General features: G+C 32.6%; 26 protein-coding genes and 1 pseudogene. 20 read left to right on the forward strand and 7 right to left on the reverse strand.

What is annotated here, in order from left to right; genetic code table 11:
• The 5 genes from tadA (at window position 1) to A6B44_RS03715 (ending at window position 4,441) form a co-directional block, all read left to right on the forward strand.
• Entirely contained in the window at window positions 1–519 is a 519-nt protein-coding gene (tadA, locus tag A6B44_RS03695; RefSeq protein ID WP_090922253.1) for a tRNA adenosine(34) deaminase TadA, read from the forward strand.
• A 115-nt stretch (window positions 520–634) separates the two neighbouring features.
• Window positions 635–1,666: a Fic family protein gene (locus A6B44_RS03700; protein ID WP_090922251.1), complete on the forward strand. Its 1,032-nt coding sequence runs from the start codon at window positions 635–637 to the stop codon at window positions 1,664–1,666.
• A gap of 50 nt (window positions 1,667–1,716) precedes the next feature.
• Window positions 1,717–2,652 carry a hypothetical protein gene (locus A6B44_RS03705; RefSeq protein ID WP_218061389.1) on the forward strand — a complete coding sequence of 312 codons (936 nt, stop codon included), beginning with the start codon at window positions 1,717–1,719 and terminating at the stop codon, window positions 2,650–2,652.
• 65 nt (window positions 2,653–2,717) lie between these two features.
• Window positions 2,718–3,968 carry an ATP-binding protein gene (locus A6B44_RS03710; protein ID WP_090922249.1) on the forward strand — a complete coding sequence of 417 codons (1,251 nt, stop codon included), beginning with the start codon at window positions 2,718–2,720 and terminating at the stop codon, window positions 3,966–3,968.
• A gap of 23 nt (window positions 3,969–3,991) precedes the next feature.
• A complete protein-coding gene (locus A6B44_RS03715; RefSeq protein ID WP_090922247.1) occupies window positions 3,992–4,441 on the forward strand; it encodes a hypothetical protein in 450 nt (149 codons plus the stop codon).
• 142 nt (window positions 4,442–4,583) lie between these two features.
• Here the strand turns inward: A6B44_RS03715 and A6B44_RS03720 are convergent, their stop codons facing one another.
• The 5 genes from A6B44_RS03720 to A6B44_RS03740 form a co-directional block, all read right to left on the reverse strand.
• The gene (locus tag A6B44_RS03720) at window positions 4,584–5,582 is read right to left on the reverse strand and encodes an inorganic pyrophosphatase (RefSeq protein ID WP_246253130.1); all 999 of its coding nucleotides are present in this window, start codon (window positions 5,580–5,582) and stop codon (window positions 4,584–4,586) included.
• Window positions 5,579–5,899: a hypothetical protein gene (locus A6B44_RS03725; protein WP_090922245.1), complete on the reverse strand. Its 321-nt coding sequence runs from the start codon at window positions 5,897–5,899 to the stop codon at window positions 5,579–5,581. The genes A6B44_RS03720 and A6B44_RS03725 overlap by 4 nt, the downstream gene beginning before the upstream one ends.
• A 164-nt stretch (window positions 5,900–6,063) precedes the next feature.
• Window positions 6,064–6,648: a hypothetical protein gene (locus tag A6B44_RS03730; protein WP_090922243.1), complete on the reverse strand. Its 585-nt coding sequence runs from the start codon at window positions 6,646–6,648 to the stop codon at window positions 6,064–6,066.
• The gene (locus A6B44_RS03735; protein WP_090922241.1) at window positions 6,641–6,964 is read right to left on the reverse strand and encodes a Mor transcription activator family protein; all 324 of its coding nucleotides are present in this window, start codon (window positions 6,962–6,964) and stop codon (window positions 6,641–6,643) included. Before A6B44_RS03735 ends, A6B44_RS03730 begins: the two co-directional genes overlap by 8 nt.
• 1 nt (window position 6,965) lies before the next feature.
• The gene (locus A6B44_RS03740) at window positions 6,966–7,277 is read right to left on the reverse strand and encodes a Mor transcription activator family protein (RefSeq protein WP_090922238.1); all 312 of its coding nucleotides are present in this window, start codon (window positions 7,275–7,277) and stop codon (window positions 6,966–6,968) included.
• Window positions 7,278–8,122: 845 nt separating this feature from the next.
• Between A6B44_RS03740 and A6B44_RS03745 the strand changes: the two genes are divergently transcribed.
• The 4 genes from A6B44_RS03745 to A6B44_RS03760 all read left to right on the forward strand — a co-directional run bounded on the left by A6B44_RS03745 (window position 8,123) and on the right by A6B44_RS03760 (window position 11,153).
• On the forward strand, window positions 8,123–8,770 hold the full coding sequence (locus tag A6B44_RS03745) for a hypothetical protein (protein ID WP_090922236.1): 648 nt from the start codon (window positions 8,123–8,125) through the stop codon (window positions 8,768–8,770).
• Between the two features lie 9 nt (window positions 8,771–8,779).
• Complete coding sequence (locus tag A6B44_RS03750; protein WP_090922234.1) at window positions 8,780–8,971, forward strand: hypothetical protein; 192 nt, start codon at window positions 8,780–8,782, stop codon at window positions 8,969–8,971.
• 88 nt (window positions 8,972–9,059) lie between these two features.
• Entirely contained in the window at window positions 9,060–9,848 is a 789-nt protein-coding gene (locus A6B44_RS03755; protein WP_143054822.1) for a hypothetical protein, read from the forward strand.
• Between the two features lie 117 nt (window positions 9,849–9,965).
• On the forward strand, window positions 9,966–11,153 hold the full coding sequence (locus tag A6B44_RS03760; RefSeq protein ID WP_143054821.1) for a hypothetical protein: 1,188 nt from the start codon (window positions 9,966–9,968) through the stop codon (window positions 11,151–11,153).
• A gap of 270 nt (window positions 11,154–11,423) precedes the next feature.
• Here the strand turns inward: A6B44_RS03760 and can are convergent, their stop codons facing one another.
• Window positions 11,424–12,080, reverse strand: coding sequence for a carbonate dehydratase (can, locus tag A6B44_RS03765; RefSeq protein WP_090922228.1), 657 nt, complete (start codon window positions 12,078–12,080; stop codon window positions 11,424–11,426).
• Window positions 12,081–12,195: 115 nt separating this feature from the next.
• Here can and A6B44_RS03770 point away from each other — a divergent pair, with 115 nt between their 5' ends.
• The 10 genes and pseudogenes from A6B44_RS03770 to A6B44_RS03815 all read left to right on the forward strand — a co-directional run.
• A complete protein-coding gene (locus A6B44_RS03770; RefSeq protein WP_090922226.1) occupies window positions 12,196–13,170 on the forward strand; it encodes a putative transporter in 975 nt (324 codons plus the stop codon).
• Between the two features lie 125 nt (window positions 13,171–13,295).
• The gene (locus tag A6B44_RS03775) at window positions 13,296–13,433 is read left to right on the forward strand and encodes a hypothetical protein (RefSeq protein WP_090922224.1); all 138 of its coding nucleotides are present in this window, start codon (window positions 13,296–13,298) and stop codon (window positions 13,431–13,433) included.
• Between the two features lie 47 nt (window positions 13,434–13,480).
• Window positions 13,481–14,629 (forward strand): tRNA guanosine(34) transglycosylase Tgt, encoded by a 1,149-nt coding sequence (tgt, locus tag A6B44_RS03780; protein ID WP_090922222.1) that lies wholly within the window; start codon window positions 13,481–13,483, stop codon window positions 14,627–14,629.
• Window positions 14,630–14,685: 56 nt separating this feature from the next.
• Window positions 14,686–14,910, forward strand: a complete 225-nt coding sequence (locus A6B44_RS03785; protein WP_090922220.1) for a hypothetical protein — start codon at window positions 14,686–14,688, stop codon at window positions 14,908–14,910.
• Between the two features lie 160 nt (window positions 14,911–15,070).
• The gene (rlmM, locus tag A6B44_RS03790; RefSeq protein WP_090922218.1) at window positions 15,071–16,171 is read left to right on the forward strand and encodes a 23S rRNA (cytidine(2498)-2'-O)-methyltransferase RlmM; all 1,101 of its coding nucleotides are present in this window, start codon (window positions 15,071–15,073) and stop codon (window positions 16,169–16,171) included.
• Window positions 16,172–16,233: 62 nt separating this feature from the next.
• Entirely contained in the window at window positions 16,234–17,556 is a 1,323-nt protein-coding gene (locus tag A6B44_RS03795) for an energy-coupling factor transporter transmembrane component T family protein (protein WP_090922216.1), read from the forward strand.
• A 92-nt stretch (window positions 17,557–17,648) separates the two neighbouring features.
• Complete coding sequence (locus A6B44_RS03800; protein WP_090922214.1) at window positions 17,649–17,957, forward strand: MazG nucleotide pyrophosphohydrolase domain-containing protein; 309 nt, start codon at window positions 17,649–17,651, stop codon at window positions 17,955–17,957.
• Between the two features lie 3 nt (window positions 17,958–17,960).
• The gene (locus tag A6B44_RS03805) at window positions 17,961–18,524 is read left to right on the forward strand and encodes an LOG family protein (protein WP_090922212.1); all 564 of its coding nucleotides are present in this window, start codon (window positions 17,961–17,963) and stop codon (window positions 18,522–18,524) included.
• Between the two features lie 486 nt (window positions 18,525–19,010).
• Entirely contained in the window at window positions 19,011–19,748 is a 738-nt protein-coding gene (locus tag A6B44_RS03810; protein ID WP_218061390.1) for a DUF4197 domain-containing protein, read from the forward strand.
• Between the two features lie 121 nt (window positions 19,749–19,869).
• A pseudogene (locus A6B44_RS03815) lies at window positions 19,870–20,775 on the forward strand (IS256 family transposase, variant Zn-binding type); the annotation flags it as partial.
• Between the two features lie 159 nt (window positions 20,776–20,934).
• Here A6B44_RS03815 and pepP read toward each other — a convergent pair.
• On the reverse strand, window positions 20,935–22,227 hold the full coding sequence (gene pepP, locus A6B44_RS03820; protein WP_090923121.1) for a Xaa-Pro aminopeptidase: 1,293 nt from the start codon (window positions 22,225–22,227) through the stop codon (window positions 20,935–20,937).
• Between the two features lie 305 nt (window positions 22,228–22,532).
• Between pepP and topA the strand changes: the two genes are divergently transcribed.
• Complete coding sequence (gene topA / locus A6B44_RS03825; protein WP_090923119.1) at window positions 22,533–25,184, forward strand: type I DNA topoisomerase; 2,652 nt, start codon at window positions 22,533–22,535, stop codon at window positions 25,182–25,184.
• The last annotated feature ends 52 nt before the right edge of the window (window positions 25,185–25,236 follow it).

A 25,236-nucleotide genomic window follows, 5' to 3' on the forward strand; every position in this document is an offset into this window, starting at 1 on the left:
ATGTTTATTCAACCCACACAAAACCACTGTTCTTTGGCTATTTCAGAAGAAGATGAACACTTTATAAAGTATGCCTTAACGCTGGCAGACAAAGCGGAAGCAGAGGGTGAAATCCCTGTTGGGGCTGTGTTGGTTGATAATCAAGGCAACATCATTGGAGAGGGTTATAATCAATCTATTTCCCTCTGCGATCCAACGGCTCACGCCGAAATTCAAGCGGTACGATCTGCGGCAAAATTTACAAAAAATTACCGTTTATTAAATACTACCCTCTATGTTACTTTAGAACCTTGTTCAATGTGTGCAGGAGCCATTTTACACAGCCGAATAGGACGTTTAGTATTTGGTGCCAGCGATTATAAAACGGGAGCGGTAGGCTCTCGTTATCACCTATTTGAAGATTACAAAATGAACCACTTTTTAGAGATTCAAGGAGGGGTTTTGAAAGAACAATGTAGTCACAAAATCAGACAGTTTTTTAAGAAAAGACGTAATGAGAAAAGTAAAATCACTGCTTAATTGCTAATTTTATTTTTATAAGAATTTACTAAAATAGAGTATTCTAATATGCTAGAATCAATTGATATACATCATCTATTAGCCTAATTTAGATGTAGGTAAAAAAGGAACATATATGTCAGATAATGCATACAATAATTTTGATGAATACTTGAAACAAGGCGAACCTGATAAGATCCAAAAAGCCAACGTTTGGAAAACCGCTATTGGATTACAGCAAGTAGATGGATTGGTTCCTTCTGACTATTTAATTCAAACCGCCAAACAAAACATCGAAGGTGATATTTCTATAGAAGAAGTCAAACAGCGAATAGATAGTTATTATGAGCAGTTTCCTATAAAAAATGACATAAATAGAGAAGAAGAAGCAGATAAAGTTTCGGCTAGAATTGCTCAGATATTAAACGAGCAAACTTTTGCATTTTCTCCAACAGAGTTTTTAAGTATACATCGCAGATTATTTGAAAATATTTACCCTAATGCAGGAAAAATACGAGATTACAATATTACAAAAAAAGAATGGATATTAGATGGCGAAACCGTTTTATACGGAAGTGCTTACAATTTAAAAGATGCTTTAGAATACGATTTTGAGCAAGAGAAAAAATTCAGTTATCGAGGTTTAAGTCAGCAGGGAATTATAGAGCATATTGCGAGTTTTATTAGTTATTTGTGGCAAATTCATATTTTTGAAGAAGGAAACACAAGGGCTGTTGCTATTTTCTTGATAAAATATCTTCGTAAATTAGGCTTTAAAGAAGTAAATAATACGTTGTTTGAAAAACACTCTTGGTATTTTCGTAACGCTCTTGTACGAGCTAATTATGAAGATTTATCAAAAAGTATTTACCCTACGCAAAAATATCTTATCCATTTCCTTTGTAATTTATTGCTGGGAAAGGATTATATTCTTAAAAATAGAGAGCTGCACATTCGTTATAATGACACTCTAAATTTAGAAAATGATACTGTAAATGACACTGTATTTAATGAGATTAAAAAAAATAATAAAGTTACAGCAAATCAAATAGCTGAAATTTTAAATATCAGTTTAAGTACAGTAAAACGCAGAATTAAAGTTCTAAAAGATACTCAAAAAATACAACGAATTGGAAGTGATAAAACGGGGTATTGGAAAATAAAATGATAAAAAACGCTTTAAAATGGCTATTCCCCACATTTTGATGCTTACTGAGTTTGTCAGCTTGTAAGCAAGATCCACACCCTTATTCATTTTACTACTGGCGGACAAATTTAACTCTAAACAGTGCCGAGCAACAAGCATTACAACAGAGTAACGATAAACTCTATGTTCGCTATTTTGATGTGGATAAACGAGCAGGGAAGTTTCAAGGATTAGCTTCGGTGGTGAAGCAAAAAAGTTTTGTTACCGATAAAAAAATTGTGCCTGTGGTATTTATTACCAACCGAACTTTTTTATATATTACTGACAAAGAAATTAATGAGCTAGCCCACAAAATTGCTGATACCATTAAGAAAAAATCTCAGCGTTTTGGGCTACACACAGCCGATGAAATTCAAATTGATTGCGACTGGACGGCAGGCTCTCGTGATGATTATTTTAAGTTTCTGCAAATACTACAAAAAATCACAGGCAAAGAAATTTCCGTTACTCTGCGATTGCACCAAGTCAAATTCAAAAACAAAACAGGTATTCCCCCTGTGAAAAAAGTCTTTTTAATGTGTTATTCCACTTCATCGCCCTTGAAAAATGATGATAAAAATTCAATTTTAGATGTGGCACTGCTGAAAAATTATTTGAAAAATATTGATGATTATCCAATTGAAAATATCACGGTTGCCTTGCCGATTTATTCGTGGGGCATTGTGACCAACCATTTAGGAAAACATAAATTAATCAATGCCTTAAATAAACAAAGCTTAGCAAATAAAAACTTTAAGCAATTAGGCAATAACGAAGTAGAAGTCTTACAAGACGACTTTTATTTTGGTTTTTTCTTAAACAAAGGTTTTCGTATAAAAGTAGAGGAAATTTCACTACAACAACTAAAACAAGTGGTTGATTTTCTCAATAGAAAAATAGGTAATTATGATATTATTTACTATCATTTAGATTCACGGTTTGTTGGGGGCAGGGATTTAAGGTTATGATAACTTGAATATTTATTTATCTCAGCTTATAATGAGAGAAAATGTAATTTTTTGAGGCTTATAGTATGGAAAAAGTAATAATATCGCAAAATAAACATTGGGAAAAAGCGTATTCAGGGCTTTATGAAAGAAATATTTTTTCTCAACTTTTGGCTAACCTTGAAACAAAACATATTCAAATCTTACAAGGTATCAGACGTAGTGGGAAATCATCACTGTTTAAATTACTAATAAATCATTTGAGAGATAAAGTAAATCCACAGCAGATACTCTATATTAATCTTGATGATCCTTTTTTTACTAAATATTCAAATGACCCAAAAGGCTTTTATGAAATCATTCAAACGGCACAAAAACTCACACAACAAAAAATAAAATATCTTTTTTTAGATGAAGTTCAGGCAGTTTTAGGCTGGGAAAAATATGTTAAAAGTGTTTATGATAGTGAAGAATTTGAAAAAATTTTTATCACAGGCTCAAATTCCTCTTTACTTAATTCAAAGTATGCAAGTTTGTTAACAGGACGATATTTATCAAATAAAGTATATCCTTTGAATTTTAGAGAAATATTAAAAATCAATGAGATAGATACTTTTTTAGAATTAAATAAACAACTTTCCAAAGTGTTGAAAATCATCGATGATATGATGAAATATGGTTCATTCGTTGAAGTTTATAAAAGTAGCGAAGCATTCAAAAGAGAAATTTTAACTTCGTATTATGACACTATTTTATTAAAAGATGCTTTGCAAAATAGTGGGGTAAGAGATGTCCGAGCCTTTAAAGATTTGGCATATTATGCTTTAAGTAATTTAACGTCGCTGTATTCCTATTCGTCTTTATCCAAAGCGGTTAAAATTACGGATAGATCGGCAAAAGATTATGTTTTGGCATTAAATGAATGTTATTTATTTAATGAAATCAAACTCTTTTCATATTCACTGAAAGAGCAGATAAATAATAAAAAGAAACTATATTTAAGCGACAATGGCTTTATGGATTTAGCATTTAGTTTTTCAAATAATTATGGCAAGTTATTTGAAAATCTTGTATTTACTGAGTTGCAAAAACAAAACTACGACATCTATTTTTACAACAAAGAGATTGAATGTGATTTTATTGCAAAAAAAGAGGATAAGTTAATAGCAATTCAAGTGTGTTATGAGCTAAATGAACATAATCAAGCCAGAGAATTTAATGGGCTTTTGAAGCTACCATTTACCGTAGATGAAAAATATATTATCACTTATAATCAAAATGAGAATACTATCAATGATGACGTGAAAGTGGTGAGATTTTGGGAATATTTTGGGTGAAATTAATTCAAAAGGAAAAAACAATGAAAAAACAACTCCTTTCTTTACTACTAGGTGTGGCATTATCACAACAAGTATCTGCTTGTGCTGATATTGATTTTGATAATCTTTATTTTAATTTATTTACTCAAGATATTATTACCGATAAGACTTTTACGCCATTTTTATACGAATCAAGTCCGTCCTTTTATCATAATGATAAAATTACTATTCCTGATGAAAATATTGATGATTGGCAAGCCTATTTTGATCATAAACTCACTTATGATCAAACTAAAAATCTTGTTTATAAAGCAACGATTGAGGATTTAGAGGATTGGAAAAGTAGTGATAGTTTAGAAAAATTTGGGATAAAAGAATTAGATCATAATTTTATGTATGATCACTATACAGGCATTAATTACTTGATTGAAGCCAAGTATTTACAACCCTATATGCACATTATCAGTAAAGATGATTGGAATGATGTATAAACCCGAGCGAGATAAGTTCATACAAAAAAGCGAGATAATTAAAGTTTTACTTTGTTTCACATATAGTAATAACTTTTCATTTTCTCGCTTTATTTGAGAGGGTACTCAGGTATTCTTGATACTCAGGTACTCAAATTTTTAATTATTCTTTTGGACTTGTTGCTTTATTTTTAGGTTGTGAAGATGAGCTATTTTGTCCTTGTTCTGTGTCCGTTTCTGCTTGCTTGATACAATCAAGAATCAAATAGCCTGCTGATTTACCAACTAAACAAGGTTCGTGAATATCAGTACAACGAACAATCTCAACTTTACCGCCTTTTTCTGTGTAAGTATCAACAACAAGCCCGTTTTCTCGTCTTACTGTGTAGCCATAAGATGGCTCAAAAATACTGCCTTTTTTCTGTTTTGCTTTTTCAGGAACATAAGCAAGAACAATACTATTAGACCATATTTTGACTAATTGCTCATCTTTTTCTTGGCTAGCTGAACCGATTCTAACTGTGCTAACACCTATCAACTCTGCAAAAATTTGAGGGGTTAAAATACCTGTTCTAGTGTATTTAATACGTTCTAAAAGCTCTTTGTTTTCTTTTAATACTGCCCATACATCACTAGCAATAATACAAGTATTCGGTGTTCTTCCTATCGTTGAAGTAACAACATTTAAGCCTTCATCAATAATTTTTAAAGGATTAGATTTTGCATTTGTAAAGCGATTTGTATCCGTTAAACGCATTACATTACTTTCATCATAATTATCAGGATTTTGTGCAATTTCGGCTACTTTTACCTCTCGTCCTAATGCGATAACATCTTGAATTACCGTTGTTGCATATTGTTTTAAAGGGTAGTTTGCTTCGTAATCTTCTCGATAATCGATAGGGTATTCTGCATCGTGTTCTTTTAATTCAATAGAAAGCACGCCTACATCTTCAGGGCTTAGGCGGTTTGAATCGCCGTGTAATTCTCTCACTGTTGTGCGAACTCTAAAAGCAAGTCGCCCAAATTGTGGAATTTTTCCTGCTTCTTTTTCAATTTCAACGACTGGCATTAAAGTATCTGCTACTAATTCAGCATTGTGATAACCTTGTGCTAACTGGGTTAAAATAGGGTCTTGAATACGTTTGTTAGATAAGCTCATTTTATTTTCCTTTTTTTTGTGATGATTTCAAAAGCGGTTGTATAATCTGTATTGTTTTGTTGCATATAAGTGCGTATTTGTTGGTCAAGCTCTATCATTTCAGGCGGTGTATCTTCTGAATATTGAACTATATTTGTTTGTTCTATGTCTGCCACACGCTCTTTTGTAGCAAATTCACTAAACATAATGACTTGCGGTTGTTCACTTAATAATGCTTGTATTTTCTGTGAAAGGCTTTCACCTTCTGAAAAACATAACTCTTCACCGTTATCAAAAGCGGTTGCATAATTTAATAGCTCAACAGCTTGCTCTTTCAATTTAGGAATTAAAGAACCTTTACAAATTAAGCTATCTACAAATTGCTCATTCTTTGCTTTCAGTTGTTCTTTTTCCTTTTGCTTAAACTGTTGATTTTCTGCAATTAAAGCCTGTATTTCATCTTCACTATAATTTAGTGTTTCTGTTTATTCTGGCATTTTTATTACTCCTTATTGATTGAAAATTGTAATGCGGTTTCATAATCCACATCTAAAACTTGTTGAAAATAAAGTGTTTTTTCGTGTAGTGTTTCTGAATAATTGAGATTTATATAATCATCTTCACAAAATAAACAAACATCACTTTCTTGTTCACTAAAACATACGTTATAAACGCTCATTTCAGGCGGTAACATATCTTTTACAGCTGGTGTTTGTTTACCACTTTCTAAAAAGCCTACGTGTCTTAAATAGTAGCTTATGCCTTTAATAGGATTATCAATATTTTTAAGGTTATAAAAAGAAGAGGATATACCGCTAAATTTTCCTGCTTTAATTTTTTTAATTAAATCAGGTTGCACTTCTGCTTCTGCAAATAGCGAATTTTTACAACAAATTACTTTTTTAACTGCACCATATTCAGGTTTATTATTTTCAGGGTGTCCGATAACAAGTGGGGCTGATTTGATTTCTTCATTATAAAGTTGTGCAATTTGTTTTAACTCTTCATCAGTCCAAAATTTACGCCCTTCTTTGCCTATTCCGTTATGCCGCCCAGTTCTAAATATTTCAAAAATTGCTTTAGCCATTGTTTGTACCTTTTACTATTTTATAAATCCATTGATGAGAAACACCATACTTGAATGCTAGTTCTTGATGATTTGTTCCATTAAATTCTTTTCTTATTAATCTATTTCTTGCATTATTTTTTATATTCCTTGCATAGCTTTTAGGGATATAAAAATCTTTCCCTTCAAAATAAAAAGAAAACTTTTCTAAAAAAATATTTTTTACTTCTTCTTTTGTACTACCTTCTTCAAAAGCTTTATCAAAACAAATTACAGCTTTTTTAATAAATGATTTTTGAAACTTGTTATTACTAACAACGCAATCCACTTTAATCACCCTAGTTGCTATTTTTATTTTTTAAGATTTTATAAATCCAATGAAGAGAAATGCCATATTTCACTGCTAATTCTCGATGATTTTTACCGTTAAATTCTTTTCTTATTAATCTATCTCTTGCCGCATTTTGACAATCTTTCGCATATTTTTTAGGGAAATAGAAGTTAAGACCACCACAATAATCGCAAAAGGTTTCTAAAAATATTTTTGTCATTTCTTCTTTTGTACTACCTTTTTCAAAGGCTTTATCAATAGATAAGCCAACACCTTCAACAAAAAGATTTATTGAATATTCAATGCCTTTTAATTCCATAATTCCCCCTTAATTCAACTGATGATTTAACTATAAAGTAGTTTAAGAAAAATTCTTATTAAACTACTTTAAGAAAAATAGCTCCGACCGTGGTAGGAGTTTTATAAACTTAAAAACAAATCGAACCACTTATTGCTTTATAGTTAAAACGCTCGACGTCGAGCGTTTTGGTTACAAAATTTTTAATTTAAAAATTCATCATAAATTTAAAGTAAAAATAGCCCTAAATCGTAAATTTAAGGCGTTGGGAAACGTGAAGAAAATTAAAAGGCTTATCTTTGTGTGTATTTGGGGGAAAATCGTTAAAATAGCGTTTTAGGGCGTTTTTTTACAAATAGATTAAATATATAAGATTTATAAAATGCTAGCATATCAGCAAAGATATAATCATTTCAAAATAGCCGCTAGCGGCTATTTTGGGTAAAATCAACAATAAATAAAATTCAAAATATAATCAACAAAAAATATTAAATGTGTCGCATTTTGAAAACGCTCGCCAGCGAGCGTTTTGACTAAATTTAAAACACTTGATAACAACTATACATTTATTGTTTATTTTTATCATTTTTTACTTGCTTTCTTTGCTAATTTTATTATACTTTTGATCAAGGTGTCGCAACCTTTGTTACTAAGCGGATAACCGCACCCGTTAGATTAAGCGGTTTTTTTGTATCTAAAATTTACAAGATACAAAAATAAAATAATTTTATACTCAATGTCGAGAGGGTGAGGAATACAACACCCGTAAGGGGAATAACTCCAGCCGTCTTAGTAGGGCTTGCGAACCTCTCGACACCCTAAATAAATTTAGGGGTAATTTCGCAAAAATTTACTAAGGAGTTCTTATGAACGTTCAACCATTCTCTTTTACGGTTCACTCTCGTTTAATCAATCATACTCAACATTTTTTTATTTCTATTTCAGAGTTAAATATTGTTATTTTTCAAGAAAGCAAAATAAATGAAGAATTAAGCGAATTATTTACACAGCTTGAACTTGTAGCAGGGCAAGATTATTTTAAAAAAATCAACATTCATACAAAAGAAACCGTTGATTATTACCTTACTTTTGAAACTGCATTAATTTATTTAAACTCTCTCAACAAAACCACACCAGTAATAAAAAATTGTATTAAACAGATTGCTAAACTTCTAACAAATCTGCACACCACAAGAAAAAAATCATCGTTAAACAGTGAAATTAAACCACTTATTGATGAATTTTTTTCAAGTAAAAAATACCATTATCTACTTGAAGAAGAGGATTTTTATTCCTTAGAAAATATGCAAGAAGCCACTGAGCAACTTATCACACTTCTATTTGAAGTAAATAGAGGCACGCCTATTACTGCTGATGGTTTAGCTTTATTATTTAAAAATTGCTTACAACCATTAAGAGCAATTATTGAACGAGCTAACGAAACACAATCACAATTAAAAATGCAAATTCAACAAACAGAACAAGCAGTTACTCAACAACGTGTAAACGCATAAGGGGGATTTATGAATAATGAAAATAAATGCTTTGATTGTGGAATTTCACTTGCTGATGCAATCGCTTTAAATGGTGTCGCTTGTACGATTAGGGCTTTAATTGAAGCATTAAATAAAGAGGGAAACCTTATACAAATTGATGAAATTAAAAATATTATCTACCTTTGTAGTAACAAGAATAAAATAAAAGGTTTTTTATGAAGTATTTAAATAAGAAAAATCCTATAAAATAATCACTAAAAAATAAAAAAACTAGCACAACAAATGTCTAGTTTTTTTATTTCATATAATGAAAAGATTTTACAAAAATTCCATCCCATTATTTACCACCTTATCCCACTTATTCCCATTTATCTCGCAAAGTGTAAATAATTTATCTTACTTGGATTTAGATGTAAAAACTGTTGATAATTTGAATTATAACAAAACGGTAGCAGATTTAATTAAATGGTATAAACAAGCTGATGATAAACGAATTAAGCTACGTTACGGCTATCAGTTAGTACGTTTTCATCATTATAATTTAAAGTTTGCTGAAGCAGTACAAGCATTTGAAGAATATGTTGAGCCACTAAATTTAAAAACTGCACCCTATTATTTAGCACTTGATCAATATGCTGGTGCATTGAATGGTTTGGGGCAAAAAGATAAAGCAAACTACTTATTTTTCCAAGTGTTTCTGCATACCAAAAAACGCAAAGACAGTGCATTTAGCTCAATGCAATTTAGCAGTGATAACGATTTTAATACTTTGTTAGCAAAAGCCAAAAACGACACTGAAAAAGAAATGGTGTATTTCTTATTAGCTTATCAATCTTTTAATAATCAACTGCCAATGATGAAAAAAATCTATGCACTCAATCCGAATTCAGAAGTGTTAAAGGTATTGCAGGCACGAGCAATGCTCCAGTTAGAGTGGCATTTTTTAGAAAAATATCCTAAGAATAACAGTAAGCAAAAAGATAATCGCCTGCCATTAAAGGACGATGATCATAATTCACAATTTGTTCAGCAATTAAATGAGTTACAATCTTTGACAGCGCAGTTATATCAAATGGCTGATGATAAAGCTTTTTGAGGCATTTCACTGGCTTATTTAGATTTTTTACAGCAAAAATATCAGTCATCAAGTGAGCGATTAAATCAAATTAAAACCGATAACAAAGCTTATCAGCAGCAAATTAGTACACTTAAAATGTTAAATGATATTGTTTCACAACCTGTCATTAATAAGTCTTTCGAAGAGCATTTAATGAATGAGTATGCCGATATTTTTGAATGGAAAAAGAATGAATATGGTTATGTACAAATCCCAAGCACAGCTGAGTTTGTGATGGATATTTTGGCAAACCGATACTTTATTCAAGGAGAGTTGGGTAAATCTTTTTTAGTGCAAAATAAACTCTCTGAATTGTTATCGGTGCAGGATAATGAGCTGACCAAAGAAGTGGATAAATTTTATCAAAAAACCGATAAAACTGATTTTGAACAGCAAATTTTAATGAGAAATATGGACGTTGCTTCGCCAGTGTCTTTATTTAATTTTTTATATGGCGATAATGCAATGCGTAATGGTCATTTTTCTAAAGCATTACAACATTATAAACAAGTAGAAAATACCGATGGTTTCGTACCAACCACTTATGAATATTATCAAGATGGTAAGGAAATGAAGTTCACTTATATGGATTTAAAAAAATATGACAGATTTAATAATATTTCTAATGCTATTTTTGGACAAAATCGAGTAGAGAATTTTAATGGGAGTGTTTCCCATACTATGACTTTGCCAATATTTATTCGATATTTTGATTTTATTAAAGACAAACCATTGATGAATAAAGTTGAGTTAGCAGAAATATTAGTCAAATTACAAGAAATCGCCAAAGGCAATGATGAAAGAGCAGGACACGCCAACCAACTTATCGGTAATATGATATATAACACGTCAAAATTAGGATATTTCCGACAACTATTTATTGCTAACTTTTATAATGGTCACGATTGGCGATATGGTTTTTATGGTGACTGGAAAACAAAACCAACATTTTATTATGGTAGAAATTGGCCAATGTGGAGTACACCGATAGACGGAAACGCTTTTGACAAAGCTATCACTTATTATAAAAAAGCCCTTACTCTAACCAAAGACAAAGAGCAACAAGCCATTATATTATTCCAACTCGCCAGTGCCGAACAGGGAAAATATTATCAGTGGGAAGGAAAACAAAAAAATACCGATGATGAAGCGTTCTTCAAACGTATAAAAAATGAGAAATTTAGAACTTATTTTAACATCTTGAAAAAAGAGTATGCTGATACCTACACCGTTAAACAGTTACAGTCGAGCTGTTCGTATTTCAAGCATTTTATGAGTCATTAAGTGATAAATAAAGCGGTAACATTGGTTTAAAAATGGCGAGCCAGAAAATTGGAGATTCGTACAGGGATGGTGGTGGAAGCAGAATTAGAAGCAGGAAGTATGAGAATTATTGATTATATTTTACGCCCACTATTAAAAAACCGTGATGCGTTAGCGACGATTTAAGTTGTGTAAAATATGTAAATTTTAAGTGGAATGTGACCGCTTCATTTAACGCCCTATGATTATTTTTATCATAGGGTTATATTATGTCAAATGGTTGTTTGGAAATTATTCATCAACACTTGCTTGCAATGTTGAGATTGCATTGCGATAAGTGATTTCTAAGGTTTCTGGGCTGGTTGCGATCACCCCTTGATCATTTAAGTAACCATCGTGAACATCATACATCCAACCGTGTAATGATAATTTTTTACCTCGTTTCCAAGCTGCACGTACTACAGAAGTACGCCCTAAATTATAGACTTGTTCTGCGACATTTAATTGCACCAACATATCCGCTCGTTTTTCAGCAGGAAGTTTGCCTAACAGCGTGCCATATTTAAAGCGAATATCTTTGATATGCAATAGCCAATTATTAACTAAACCGTAATCTTCATTGTTTAAAGAGGCTTGAATACCACCACAATTAGTATGTCCGCAAATAATGATATGCTCAATATTTAACACATCAACGGCATATTGCACAACAGACAAGCAGTTTAAATCGGTATGAATAACTAAATTGGCAACATTTCGATGTACAAAGAGCTTTCCTGATTCTAAGCCAGTCAACTTTTCAGCAGGTACACGGCTATCAGAACAGCCAATCCACAATAAGCGTGGTTTTTGCTGTTCTGCTATTGCTTCAAAATAATCAGGCTGTTTTTGTTTCATTTCAACTGCCCAACGATGGTTTTGTTCAAAGATTTCTTCTACTGATTTCATAAGGTTACTCATAATATGGAAAACGAATGCAATAATAACATAAAAATTGCACAGTTTATCTTATAAATTAATTCAGATATACTGACTAGTTCGTATTTTATAGTGAGATCTTATAATGTTTAAATCTTTTTTCCTAAATAAAAAATGGCTGTTATGGTCAGTATTGGGGAGTCTTTCTTTAATCCTTATTACAGGATATAAAGTCTCTCTGGATGTACAAATTAACGAATGGTTTGGTGATTTTTATGATACGATCCAAAAAGCCCTTTCTAAGCCTAATGCTGTTACCTTGTCAGATTTTTTTACGAAAATATTTACTTTTGCAAAAATAGCAGGGGTTTATATTGCCCTTGCAGTTTTTGTTGATTTTTTAGCTCGTCATTATATTTTTCGTTGGCGTACTGCAATGAATGATTATTATATGAGCCATTGGGACAAGTTACGTCATATTGAAGGTGCTGCACAGCGAGTACAAGAAGATACAATGCGTTTTGCGAGAATAATGGAGTCGCTAGGTATTAGTTTTATGCGTGCTTTAATGACGTTATTTGCTTTTTTACCACTACTTTGGGAATTAAGTAAACACGTGACATCTTATCCATTAGTGGGAGAAGTCAGTCACGGATTAGTGTATTTAGCTATTTTATTTTCATTAGGTGGCACAATATTACTTGCTGTTGTTGGGGTTAAATTACCAGGTTTAGAGTTTAATAATCAACGAGTAGAGGCGGCTTATCGTAAAGAGTTAGTGTATGGTGAAGATGATAACCAGCGTGCAGATGATTTTACAGTAAAAGCTTTATATGAAGATGTCCGAAAAAATTATTTCCGTCTTTATTGGAATTATTTCTATTTTGATATGGTAAAATGGTCTTATCTACAATTTAATGTTGTTTTACCTTATATTGCATTAGCACCAACCATTATTGCAGGCGTGGTAACCTTAGGTTTATTACAACAAATTATTCGTGCATTTAAACAGGTAGAAACCTCTTTTCAATTTTTTGTTTACTCGTGGAGCACAGTGGTTGAATTGATGTCAATTAGAAAACGTTTGAAAGCATTTGAAGAGTATATTGCTGAATCATAATGATGTGATAAATTTAAACAAAAGACTTTAAAAGATCTTTTTTGTTGTATTTTTTTTAAAAAAACATATAAAATGTAGCATACACTATTCAAATATAAATACCATTATTAAATGAGGAAAACAAAATGGTCAAAAAAATCTTATTTTGTATACTATTTTTAGGTATTGCTTCTTGTTCATCATTATCAGGAAATGGTAGTGTGAGCGGAGGAACTGGTGGTGTTGGTGTCAGTGTAGGCATTGGCACAGGTATTAACTTTTAAGAAGTTATTCACATAATTTTATAGACTGTTTATCTATAAGGAAAAAAATGAAGTATCAATTAAAAAAAACAAGCGGCAATGCTCGCCGTGGTTGTATGACTTTTTCTCGCCCTAAAGGCGAGTTTCACGTAGAGACCCCTGCGTTTATGCCAGTGGGTACCTATGGCACAGTTAAAGGAATGACACCTGAAGAAGTAAAAGCAACAGGTGCTCAGATTTTATTAGGAAACACTTTCCATCTTTGGCTAAGACCAGGGCAGGATGTGATGCGTAAACACGGTGATTTACACGATTTTATGCAATGGCACGCTCCAATTTTAACGGACTCAGGTGGTTTTCAGGTATTTAGCCTTGCAAAAATGCGCAAGATTACTGAAGAGGGTGTCAGTTTCCGTCACCCTATCAATGGTTCAAAAATCTTTTTATCCCCAGAAAAATCAATGGAGATTCAATATGACTTAGGGTCTGATATTGTGATGATTTTTGATGAATGCGCTCCTTATCCATCAACCTTTAATTATACAAAACAATCAATGGAAATGTCTGTTCGTTGGGCACAGCGTAGTCGTCAACGTTTTGATGAGTTAGGCAATAAAAATGCCTTATTTGGGATTGTGCAAGGTGGCGTATTTGAAGAATTACGCAAAGTTTCTATTGATGAATTAGTCAAAATTGGCTTTGATGGTTATGCCGTTGGTGGTTTAGCTGTTGGAGAGCCTAAAGAGGATATGCACCGTATTTTAGAATATGTTTGCCCTCAACTACCAAAAGACAAACCTCGTTATTTAATGGGCGTAGGCAAGCCAGAGGATTTAGTTGAAGGTGTGCGTCGTGGCATTGATATGTTTGATTGCGTAATGCCAACACGTAATGCACGTAATGGGCATTTATTCGTTACAGACGGCGTAGTAAAAATTCGTAATGCAAAATATCGTGAAGATACAAGTACTTTAGATCCACATTGTGATTGCTATACCTGCAAAAACTACACCAAAGCTTATTTATATCACTTAGATAAGTGCGGTGAAATTTTAGGTTCAAGATTAAATACCATTCATAATTTACGTTACTATCAACGTTTAATGGCTGAAATTCGTCAATCAATTGATGAAGATCGCTTTGATGATTTTGTGGTTGAGTTTTATCAACGAATGGGCAGAGAAGTACCACCGTTGCAATCAGAATGTAAGGCGTAATCATTATTGACAAGCTAATGCAATAAGTCTAAGATGATTTATCAAGGAGTTTACCAATGTGGAATTTATTTAAAAAGCCGATTGAAAAATCATCATTTGAAGCGTGGTCGAAAATGTCCGATGATATAGCAAAAGTGGCAATTTTGGCTATACCTGTGATTATTTTTGGAAAATATACCATTGGGTTTAAAATATTAAATTCTATATTACTTTTTATTGCTATCTATTTATTTTTGATAGGTGGTAGATTATTTAGAAATAAAGTCAATGGAGGTAAATAATGGAGTATACATTTGGATTAATCGTCTTTGCATTAATGGGATTGGCATTTGCCTTGAGTGCAAATTACCTAACCAAAGACTAAAATTTGCAAAAATTTAATAAAAACTAACCGCTTGTAGCAATGCAAGTGGTTTTTTATTACACAGATAAAGGAATAATATGAATAAACTAGCACTCTATTGCCGAGCAGGATTTGAAAAGGAAGTGGCAGGTGAGATTTCGGATAAAGCCGCTGAACTCGGTGTTTATGGTTTTACTAAGCTAAAAGAAAATAGCGGCTATGTGATTTTTGAATGTTACCAACAGGGTGAGGCAGATAGATTAGCACAAGAACTGCCACTTTCTGAATTGATCTTCGTTCGTCAAATGATTGTAGTAGGGGAGTTGCTGGAAAATTTATCTGAAAATGACCGTATCAGCCCTATTTTAGAACAATACCTTGCTCAACAAAATCAAGGCATTGATTTTAAAAAAAGTAGCGATCTTGTAGTAGAAACACCAGATACCAATGAAGCAAAAGAACTCTCTAAATTTTGCCGTAAGTTTACTGTTCCATTGCGTAATACCTTAAAAAAACAAGGTTGGTTACACAGTGGCTCAAAACGTCAAAATAGCATTACATTACAAATTCTCTTTGTTGGTTCAGGCTGTTGTTATGTAGGTTATGCCTATAATGATAACCGCTCATCAAATCCTATGGGGATTATGCGATTAAAATTCCCGATTGAAGCCCCGAGCCGTTCAACCTTAAAATTAGAAGAAGCAATTTTAACTTTTATCCCAAAATCGGAAGAAAGTTGGCATTTTAATGAAAATGTAAAAGCGGTAGATCTCGGCGCTTGCCCTGGAGGTTGGACATATCAATTAGTCAAACGAGATGTGTTTGTTTATTGTGTCGATCACGGCAAAATGGCAGACAGTCTGCACAATACGGGTCGTATTGATCACTGCCCTGAAGACGGTTTTAAATTTAAACCACCAAAACGCACTACCATTGACTTATTGGTCTGTGATATTGTGGAACAACCAATGCGAATTAGTGAATTGATCACAAAATGGCTCGTGAATGGGTGGTGTAAAGAGAGTATTTTTAATCTCAAATTACCAATGAAAAAACGCTATCAAGAAGTGCAACGTTGCTTAAATTTTATTACGGAAACGTTAACAAAAAAAGGGGTTCAATTTACCATTCAAGCTAAACATTTGTATCACGATAGGGAAGAGATTACAGTATTTATTAAGGTTAAAAAACAGTATTAATTATTAATAAATTGCTTTTTCACAAAGTGAATTTTATTATTTATTTAGTAAAGGTAATTAAAATGCAAAAAAATACTAAACAAAAAAATGGTAAAGACAAAACAATAGAGACATTTGCGCTATCAGCTGCAATCCTCACTGTAATTATTACAATTTTTCCTGCAATATTGATTTTTTTAGTTGTAGTGTTTTTCACTGGTCACTTTTACTTGCCGAGTATACTTAATCTTATTGTTTCTGTTCTAATTATTTTTGCTATTAGAAAAAAGATAAGCCAGAAATTATGGCTTATTCCTTTATTTTTTGCAGTTTCTTTTCTGCTTACTGTCAATACTAGGTTACCTAGTATTATTTCAGATTGGATAATGCCTAAATCCGCAATGGAAATATCTCTAAAAAAATTAACATTAGCAGATAAAACAAAAATAAAATTTACTAGCAATATAAATCTAGAATATAAATATGACCCTTTAGAGGCAGTAACAAAATCAGGATTTATTGATGTAGGACTACATTTTAAAGAACCTACAATTATTAAAGAAGAGATCGATAAAACTTTGTTACAAATGGGACTAATTCTTAATGATGAAGCAGATATTGAAATTAAAGTTGTAGGAAAAACAGATAGTTATGTGACTAATGTGACAGCAACCATATTAGAAAACAAAAAACTAATTGCTCAAAAAGAGTTTAGGATCAGAAATAGATATTTTGGTGACATTCTTCGTTTTGAAAATAGTCCTTCGGGAGAAGGGCAAAAGCAAAGCTCATATATTGCTCAAGATACATTTTGGCAATTCTTTTTTAAACAGGCAAGATTACAAGATAACGTAGTTACAAATTTTATTAAACAGCAAATCAATGTAATTTCTTCAAAAAAAGAAATAATCACTTTAACTGCAAAATCTATTGATTTTATCAATGATCCAAAAGAGAAATTTGCACTAGATAGAAAAAATAATTTCAGTAATCAGAAAAATGTTTTTTGGTGCAATAATCCTGATTTAAAAATCAATAAATATAATCAGAAATTTAATATTTTAGAAATAAATCATAAGAATAATATTTGGGGACTTCCATTAGACTATTCGCCAAATGCTATTTTTTGTTATGAAGATAAAATGTATGTTTATAATTATGCGCATAATTATCCGAATCAGAAAGATATTTACACTTTTTATATTTATGATTACAGTGGAAAGAATTTAGCAAATATTGAGTATGCCACTGATATTAAAGAAAATAGTGATAAAATGTTGGAATATTTTGAAGTGCAGAAAGATCGTTTTTTAATAGGTTTAAATACTTATTCGTGGTATGACCAAGAAAAACAAGAATATCGTAATCAAAGCTATTTGTTTTATGAATTACCAAAACCGAATTAAATATAGCAACCATAAAAACAGTTTTGAAGCGGTAAGATGCAGTCTGTTTTTTGCAAATTTTTAAAATTTATCTAAAATTAAGGGAAAATAGAATGTTGATTAAATATCAAAAATGGGTAAAAAGTTTCTATCTCAAAAGAGGTTGGTATAATTTTAATTCCTCTATCCGATTAAATTTTCTAATGGAAGAAGTTGGGGAGTTATCGCAAGCAATTAGACGATATGAAATTGGTCGAGATAGACCTGATGAAGTAGAACATAAAAACGAAAGCTTAGATCAAATTAAAGAAGAGTTGGGCGATGTATTAGATAATATAATGATATTAGTGGATAAATATGAATTTAATATCAATGATATTATCAATGAACATATAGAGAAAATTGAAAAAAGGTACAAATAAACTATGAATATTACCGTATATTGTGGTGCTAATTTTGGTAATCACAACATCTATAAAGAAAAAACTTATCAGTTAGGTAAATGGATTGCTACCAATGGTCATACGTTAGTTTATGGTGGTGGTAATCGAGGCTTAATGGGAACTATCGCTAATTCAGTGTTGGAACACGGTGGAAAAGTAATTGGTGTAATGCCTACTTTTTTAGCAGAAAGAGAGTTGGCTCATAAAGGGTTATCAGAAATGATCCTTGTTGAAACAATGACCGAAAGAAAGTTAAAAATGATTGAATTGGGAGATTGTTATATTGCTTTACCAGGTGGAGCAGGCACCCTTGAAGAAATTGCTGAGGTGATTTCTTGGGCGAGAATCAGTCAAAATAATAATCCTTGTCTGTTTTTGAATATTGAGGGTTATTACGATAATTTAAAAAACTTTTACAATGATATGGTAAATAATGGTTTTTTAGGTCGTGATGATGAAGACAAGATTTTATTTACAGATTGCTTTGATGAGATGAGTAATTTTATTCAGTCTTATGAGCCTCCGAAGCTTAGAACTTATAAATAAAGTATTATAGCGGTACGATGTTGTTAGTTTTTTGCAAGTTTTATTTGTAGAGAATGCCGTTATTATTAACTTCTAAACAAAAGCAAACACCGAACACTGAGCCTGTCGAAGTGTTCGGTGTTTTTGCGCGGCATTAACTTTATGGATGTTCTCTTTTACTTCAATATTTCGACAAACTCAATAATCGAGAACGGAAAAAATGTAAATAAGCCTGATTAAACAAATCCAAACACCGATAACTGAGCTTGTCGAAGTGTTCGGTGTTTTTGCGTAGCATTAACTTTATGGATGTTCTCTTTTACTTCGATATTTCGACAAACGCAATAATCAAGAACGGAAAAAATGTAAATAAGCTTGATGATACAAATCCAAACACCGTTCACTGAGCCTGTCGAAGTGTTCGGTGTTTTTGTGCGAAATTAACTCTATGCACATCTCCTTTTATGGTACACTTAAAGAACAATTTAATCTGAAACAGGAAAAATAATGATGAAAAAAATTGCTCTATTAAGCACAATTGCACTTATTGCAGGGTGTAAAAATTTAGACTCACTTCAATTACCTCAACAGGTAATGCAACAACTTCCATCAGCTATACCAAATAGTACCTTATCGCAAGGAGATATCGCTGCAGGATTACGTCAAGCATTGAATAATGGAGTGAGTCATCAAGTTAGTAAATTAACAGCGGTTGATGGTTTCTATAAAAATAAATTAGTGAAAATTGTACTACCAAAAGAATTACAAATGGTGAATGATACTTTACATAAAGTTGGGTTAGGACATATTGCAGAAAAAGGGGTAAAAGCATTAAATAGAAGTGCGGAAGATGCTGTAAAAACTGCGACTCCAATTTTTGTTGATGCAATTAAAAATATTAGTTTTAATGATGCAAAAAGTATTTTAATGGGCAAAGATTATGCTGCAACGCTCTATTTACAAAACCAAACATTTAACAAATTATATCGTCAATTTAATCCAGTCATTAGAAAATCTTTTACTAAAGTAGGAGCAGATAGCATTTGGCAGAATGTTATTTCACAATATAATAATCTTCCCTTTGTGAAGAAGGTGAATCCAGACTTAAATGATTACGTGACTCAACAGGCGTTAAAAGGCGTATTTACGATGATTGCAGAAGAAGAAAAAGGCATTCGTCATAATCTGGGATTACGAAACACGCGTTTATTAAAACAAGTTTTTAGTTTGCAGGATTATAAATAGCGGTAGGATGTTTCTTATTTTTGGCATAGTAGACAAAATAGTTGGTAAAAAATGGGTTAAAGCTTTATATTACTGTGCTTTAGCCCACTTTTTTGAAAATGAATAAAAAACTTGTCCTTTTTGTCATAAAACGAATATTCACAAATATGGTACCCAAAATAATGTTCAACGTTATAAATGCTCTATTTGTAATAAAACTTTTACCTTCAAAAAATCCTTAAATTCAAGCCAAATTTGGCTAGATTACACAGAAGGTAAACAAACCTATAAGCAACTAGCAATTAAATATAATTGCTCTGTTAGAACTATTCAAAGATATGTTTTAAAAGCCCCTAAAACGCCATTAAATATCCCACAAAATAATAAATTGAACTTAATGATGGATACCACTTTCTTTGGTCGAAATTTTGGTGTTCTCGTTTTTATGGACACTTTATCAAAGAAGGTAATTTATCATCAAATTGTGACAACAGAAAAAAATCTTTATTATCTATTAGCAATGAATAAATTAAGAGAAAAAGGCTATATTATTCAATCTATTACTTGTGATGGAAGACGAGGATTATTAAGAGATTTTTTAAATACGCCTGCACAACTTTGCCAATTTCATCAAATAGCAAATGTAATAAGGAAATTAACAAGGAACCCTAAATCTGAAGCGGGAAAAGAGCTAAAAATATTAGTTAAAACATTAAAAAATAGCTCTAAAAACGAGTTCTATATTAATTTACATTATTGGTATTTAAAACATAAAGAATATTTAAATGAACGCTCCGATAAAATAAATGAAAAGGGTAAATATCCTTTTAAACATCGTAATATAAGAAGTGCTTACAGGAGCTTAAAATATAATATGGATTATTTATTTACTTTTGAAAAATATCCTGAATTAAATATAGAAAAAACAACAAATAGGCTTGAAAGTTTATTTGGAGAACTTAAACGAAAACTATCTAATCATAATGGTTTAACCAAATACCATAAGATTATGTTTATAAAAGATTTTCTAAATAAAAGGAGTTGGTAATTATTTATAAAATAATAAAAACCAACTCATTTGTCTACTATGGGCATAGCTCCTCAAAATTACCAACTATTTTGTCTACTATGCCTATTTTTTGCAAATTTGATGAGGGTTATTGCATTAGAGAGGCGCAGTGTTGCGCCTCTAAATTTACGATACGAATTATTCAGCCATCACCGCTTCAATATCCTCAATCTCTTTCGGACAGCCACTGGTGAGGTTTTTACAGCCGTATTCAGTAATCACAATATTATCTTCAATACGAATACCAATACCTTTATATTGTTCTGGAACGCTTGCTGATTTTGGAATATAGACACCTGGTTCGATGGTAAACACCATTCCTACTTCCAACGGACGATCACGGTATCTTTTATCTCTACCAATTTTACCTACATCGTGTACATCTAAGCCTAAACTGTGTCCTAAACCGTGCATATAAAATTCTTGCCAAGCTCCTTGCTCAATTAGCGTTTTGACATCACCTTTTAGAATGCCTAATTCAACCAAACCTGTGGTTAATTTTTCGATATAAATTTCATTCAGGGTCTGCATTGAAATACCTGCACGAGCTTGTTCAATCAGTGATTTTTGAGCTTCTAATACTAATTGATAAAGTTCTCGTTGTGGTTGGCTAAATTTACCATTAATTGGGAAAGTTCGTGTGATATCTCCCGCATACATTGCAAATTCAGCTCCTGCATCAATCAGTAATAAATCGCCATCTTGTAATACTTGATCGTTTTCATTGTAGTGCAAAATACAAGCATTATCGCCTCCTGCCACGATCGAATTATAAGAGGGACCACGAGAGCCAAAGCGACTAAATTCATAATGAATTTCTCCCTCAATTTCCATTTCATAACGATTAGGGCGAGTGGTTTTCATTGCTCGAATATGTGCCATTGAAGAGATATGGCATGCCTGTTGCATTAAATCAATTTCTAACTTGGATTTTATTAAACGCATTTCAGACAGCATTGTTTCCCAGCTAATCACGTTATCAAAAACAGTTGAAACAATCTTATCTCCCCAAGTTTGTAAACCTTCTGCATAATAACAAGCGGTCACATTGTCACATTTTTTTGCAAAAATTTCGTTGATGGTTTCAATATTATAAGCTTCATCTATTTCTAAGCTTTGTGGTGCATTTTCAGTACCTAAACGGCGACCATTCCACGTTTCCATTAATGGATCTTTTTCACGTAGAAAAAGAATACTTTGCATTTTACCCTGTTGTTTAATTAAAAGTAGAGCCGATTGAGGTTCTGCAAAGCCTGTTAAATACCAAAAGTAACTATCTGGACGAAATAAGTATTCACAATCGTTATTACGGCGTTTTTCTGTTTCTGTAAAAACGATTAATGCGGAGTTATCTTGCATTTGTTCAAATACACGCTGACGGCGAGCAGTAAATTCAGATTGTGGCATTTTTGCCATATAATTAAGATCCATTATTTTTTCCTTTTCTATTTATTACGATGTTGTTAAGCGTAACTTTAAGCAGTTTTAAAATTAAATTCAATAGGATTTTACTATTTTATCATTGGAATGAAAAACGATTACGTTTAAAGTCACACCTCAGATCTAGTGTTAGAATGATTTCTAATCAAATGATCAAATCAATTATATTTTTATTGTGTTTTATAGAAAGCCTTGCTATCTTAAAAAAACAAATTGCAAACTAATAGGTGAAGAAAGTATTTTTTCCTGTGGTTTTTCAGACAAATTTTCAGATATTTTAACTTTAGGTATATTTAATGGCAAAATCATTAGTAATTGTGGAGTCTCCAGCAAAAGCCAAAACAATCAATAAATATTTAGGTAAAGACTATGTGGTGAAATCAAGTGTGGGGCATATTCGAGATTTACCTACGGCTGGCAGTAGCTCTGGTGAAAAAGCAAAAGCGATTTCAACTAAAGGTATGACCGCCGAGCAGAAAGCAAAAATTAAAGCAGAGAAAGACCGTAAAGCATTAGTCAAACGAATGGGAATTGACCCTTATCACGATTGGGAGCCTAATTATCAGGTTTTACCTGGTAAAGAAAAAGTCGTTTCAGATTTACAAGCCCAAGCCAAAAAAGCGGATCATATCTATCTCGCAACCGATTTGGATAGAGAAGGGGAAGCCATTGCGTGGCATTTACGTGAAGTGATCGGAGGAGATGATAGTCGCTTTAGTCGAGTAGTATTTAATGAAATCACTCGTAATGCCATCCAGAAAGCCTTTGAGACCCCTGAACACTTAAATATGGATCGTGTGTATGCTCAACAAACAAGACGTTTCTTGGACCGTGTTGTGGGCTTTATGGTGTCTCCATTACTATGGAAAAAAGTCGCTAGAGGATTATCGGCTGGACGTGTGCAATCTGTTGCCGTGAAACTGTTAGTTGAGCGTGAACGTGAAATCAAAGCTTTTTTACCTGAAGAGTTTTGGGAGGTCGCTACTCAAAATACCGCTAAAAGTGGGGCAATCACTTTAGATTTAACGCATTTTAAAGGGAAAAAATGGTCAGCGAAAAATCAGCAAGAGGCAGACCAAACCGTTAAATCGTTACAATGTAGCGATTTTGTGGTGAGTAGAATAGACAAAAAACCAACTTCATCAAAAGCAAAACCGCCTTTTATTACATCAACCTTACAACAAAGCGCTAGCACACGTTTAGGCTTTGGGGTAAAGAAAACAATGATGTTAGCTCAGCGTTTATATGAAGCAGGGTATATCACCTATATGCGTACGGACTCCACAAGTTTAAGTCAAGATGCGTTAGCAATGGCTCGTGGTTATATTGAAAGTAAATTTGGTACAGATTATTTACCTGAAAAACCAAACTTTTATTCCAGTAAAGGAAATGCACAAGAGGCTCACGAAGCAATTCGTCCTTCAAATGTGGCGACCAAATCCAGTGACTTAGTGGTAATGGATAAAGATGCAGTGCGTTTATATGAGTTAATTTGGCGACAATTTTTAGCTTGTCAAATGACAGCAGCAAAATATGACTCCACTAGCTTAACCATTACCGCAGGGGACTACGAATTAAAAGCCAAAGGGCGTGTATTACGTTTTGATGGTTGGACTAAAGTGCAACCTTTATTAGGTAAATCAGCAGAAGATCAAGTTTTACCTGAATTAACTTTAAATGAAGTATTAACTTTAAATAAAGTAATATCAACGCAACATTTCACTAAACCACCTGCACGTTTTAGTGAGGCAGCGTTAGTTAAAGAATTAGAGAAAAAAGGCATTGGTCGTCCTTCAACCTATGCCGCCATTATTTCAACCATTCAAGATCGAGGGTATGTTCGAGTAGAAAACCGCCGTTTTTATGCAGAGAAAATGGGTGAAATCGTGATTGATCGTCTTGATGAATCTTTTAGCGATTTAATGAATTACGATTTTACGGCAAATATGGAGGATAATCTTGATCAAATTGCTTCTGGAAACAGTAATTGGAAGCAAGAGTTAGATCGTTTCTTTAAAGATTTTTCAGAAAAACTCTCCAAAGCAGAATTAGACGAGTTAGAAGGCGGAATGCGTCCTAATAACGTGGTTGAGATTGATGTAGATTGTCCTGATTGTAAACGTAATATGGCAATTCGTACTGCAAGTACAGGGGTTTTCTTAGGTTGTACAGGTTATGCCTTACCTCCAAAAGAGCGTTGTAAAAAAACAATGAATTTAATTCCTGAAGCGGAATTATTAAATGTGTTGGATGAAGATTCCGAAACCAACGCCCTATTAAATCGTAAACGTTGTCCAAAATGTGATACGGCAATGGATAGCTACTTAGTCGATCCTGAACGTAAATTACATATTTGTGGAAATAACCCTAACTGTGATGGTTATCTGATTGAACAGGGTAGCTTTAAAATTAAAGGTTACGATGGCCCTATTGTCGAGTGTGATAAATGTGAAGCTGAAATGCACCTGAAATTAGGGCGTTTTGGTAAGTATATGGCGTGTACTAAGTGTGATAATACCCGTAAAATTCTTAAAAATGGTGAAGTTGCCCCTCCTCGTGAAGAGCCAACCTATTTTCCTGAATTAAAATGTGAAAAATCGGATGCTTATTTTGTACTGCGTGATGGAGCGAGTGGCGTGTTTATGTCGGCACATAATTTCCCTAAATCTCGTGAAAGTCGTTCACCAAAGGTCGCAGAATTAGCACAGTTTAAAGATCGATTACCTGAAAAATTACGTTATTTAGCAGAAGCACCTCAGAAAGATCCTGAGGGTAACGAAGCCATTATCCGCTTTAGTCGTAAAGAGAAACGTCAATATGTCACCTCTGAAAAAGAGGGTAAAGCCACTAAATGGCTGGTGGATTATATTGACGGTAAGTGGGTGGAAAGAGTAACCAAAACAAAAGCCAAAGCGAAAACAAAAACCACCACGAAGAAAAAGAAATAATTTTTTATCAATATTCCTCGTAAATTTCACGATTTACGAGGTTTTTTTACAT

Source organism: Pasteurella skyensis, assembly GCF_013377295.1.
Taxonomy (GTDB): domain Bacteria; phylum Pseudomonadota; class Gammaproteobacteria; order Enterobacterales; family Pasteurellaceae; genus Phocoenobacter; species Phocoenobacter skyensis.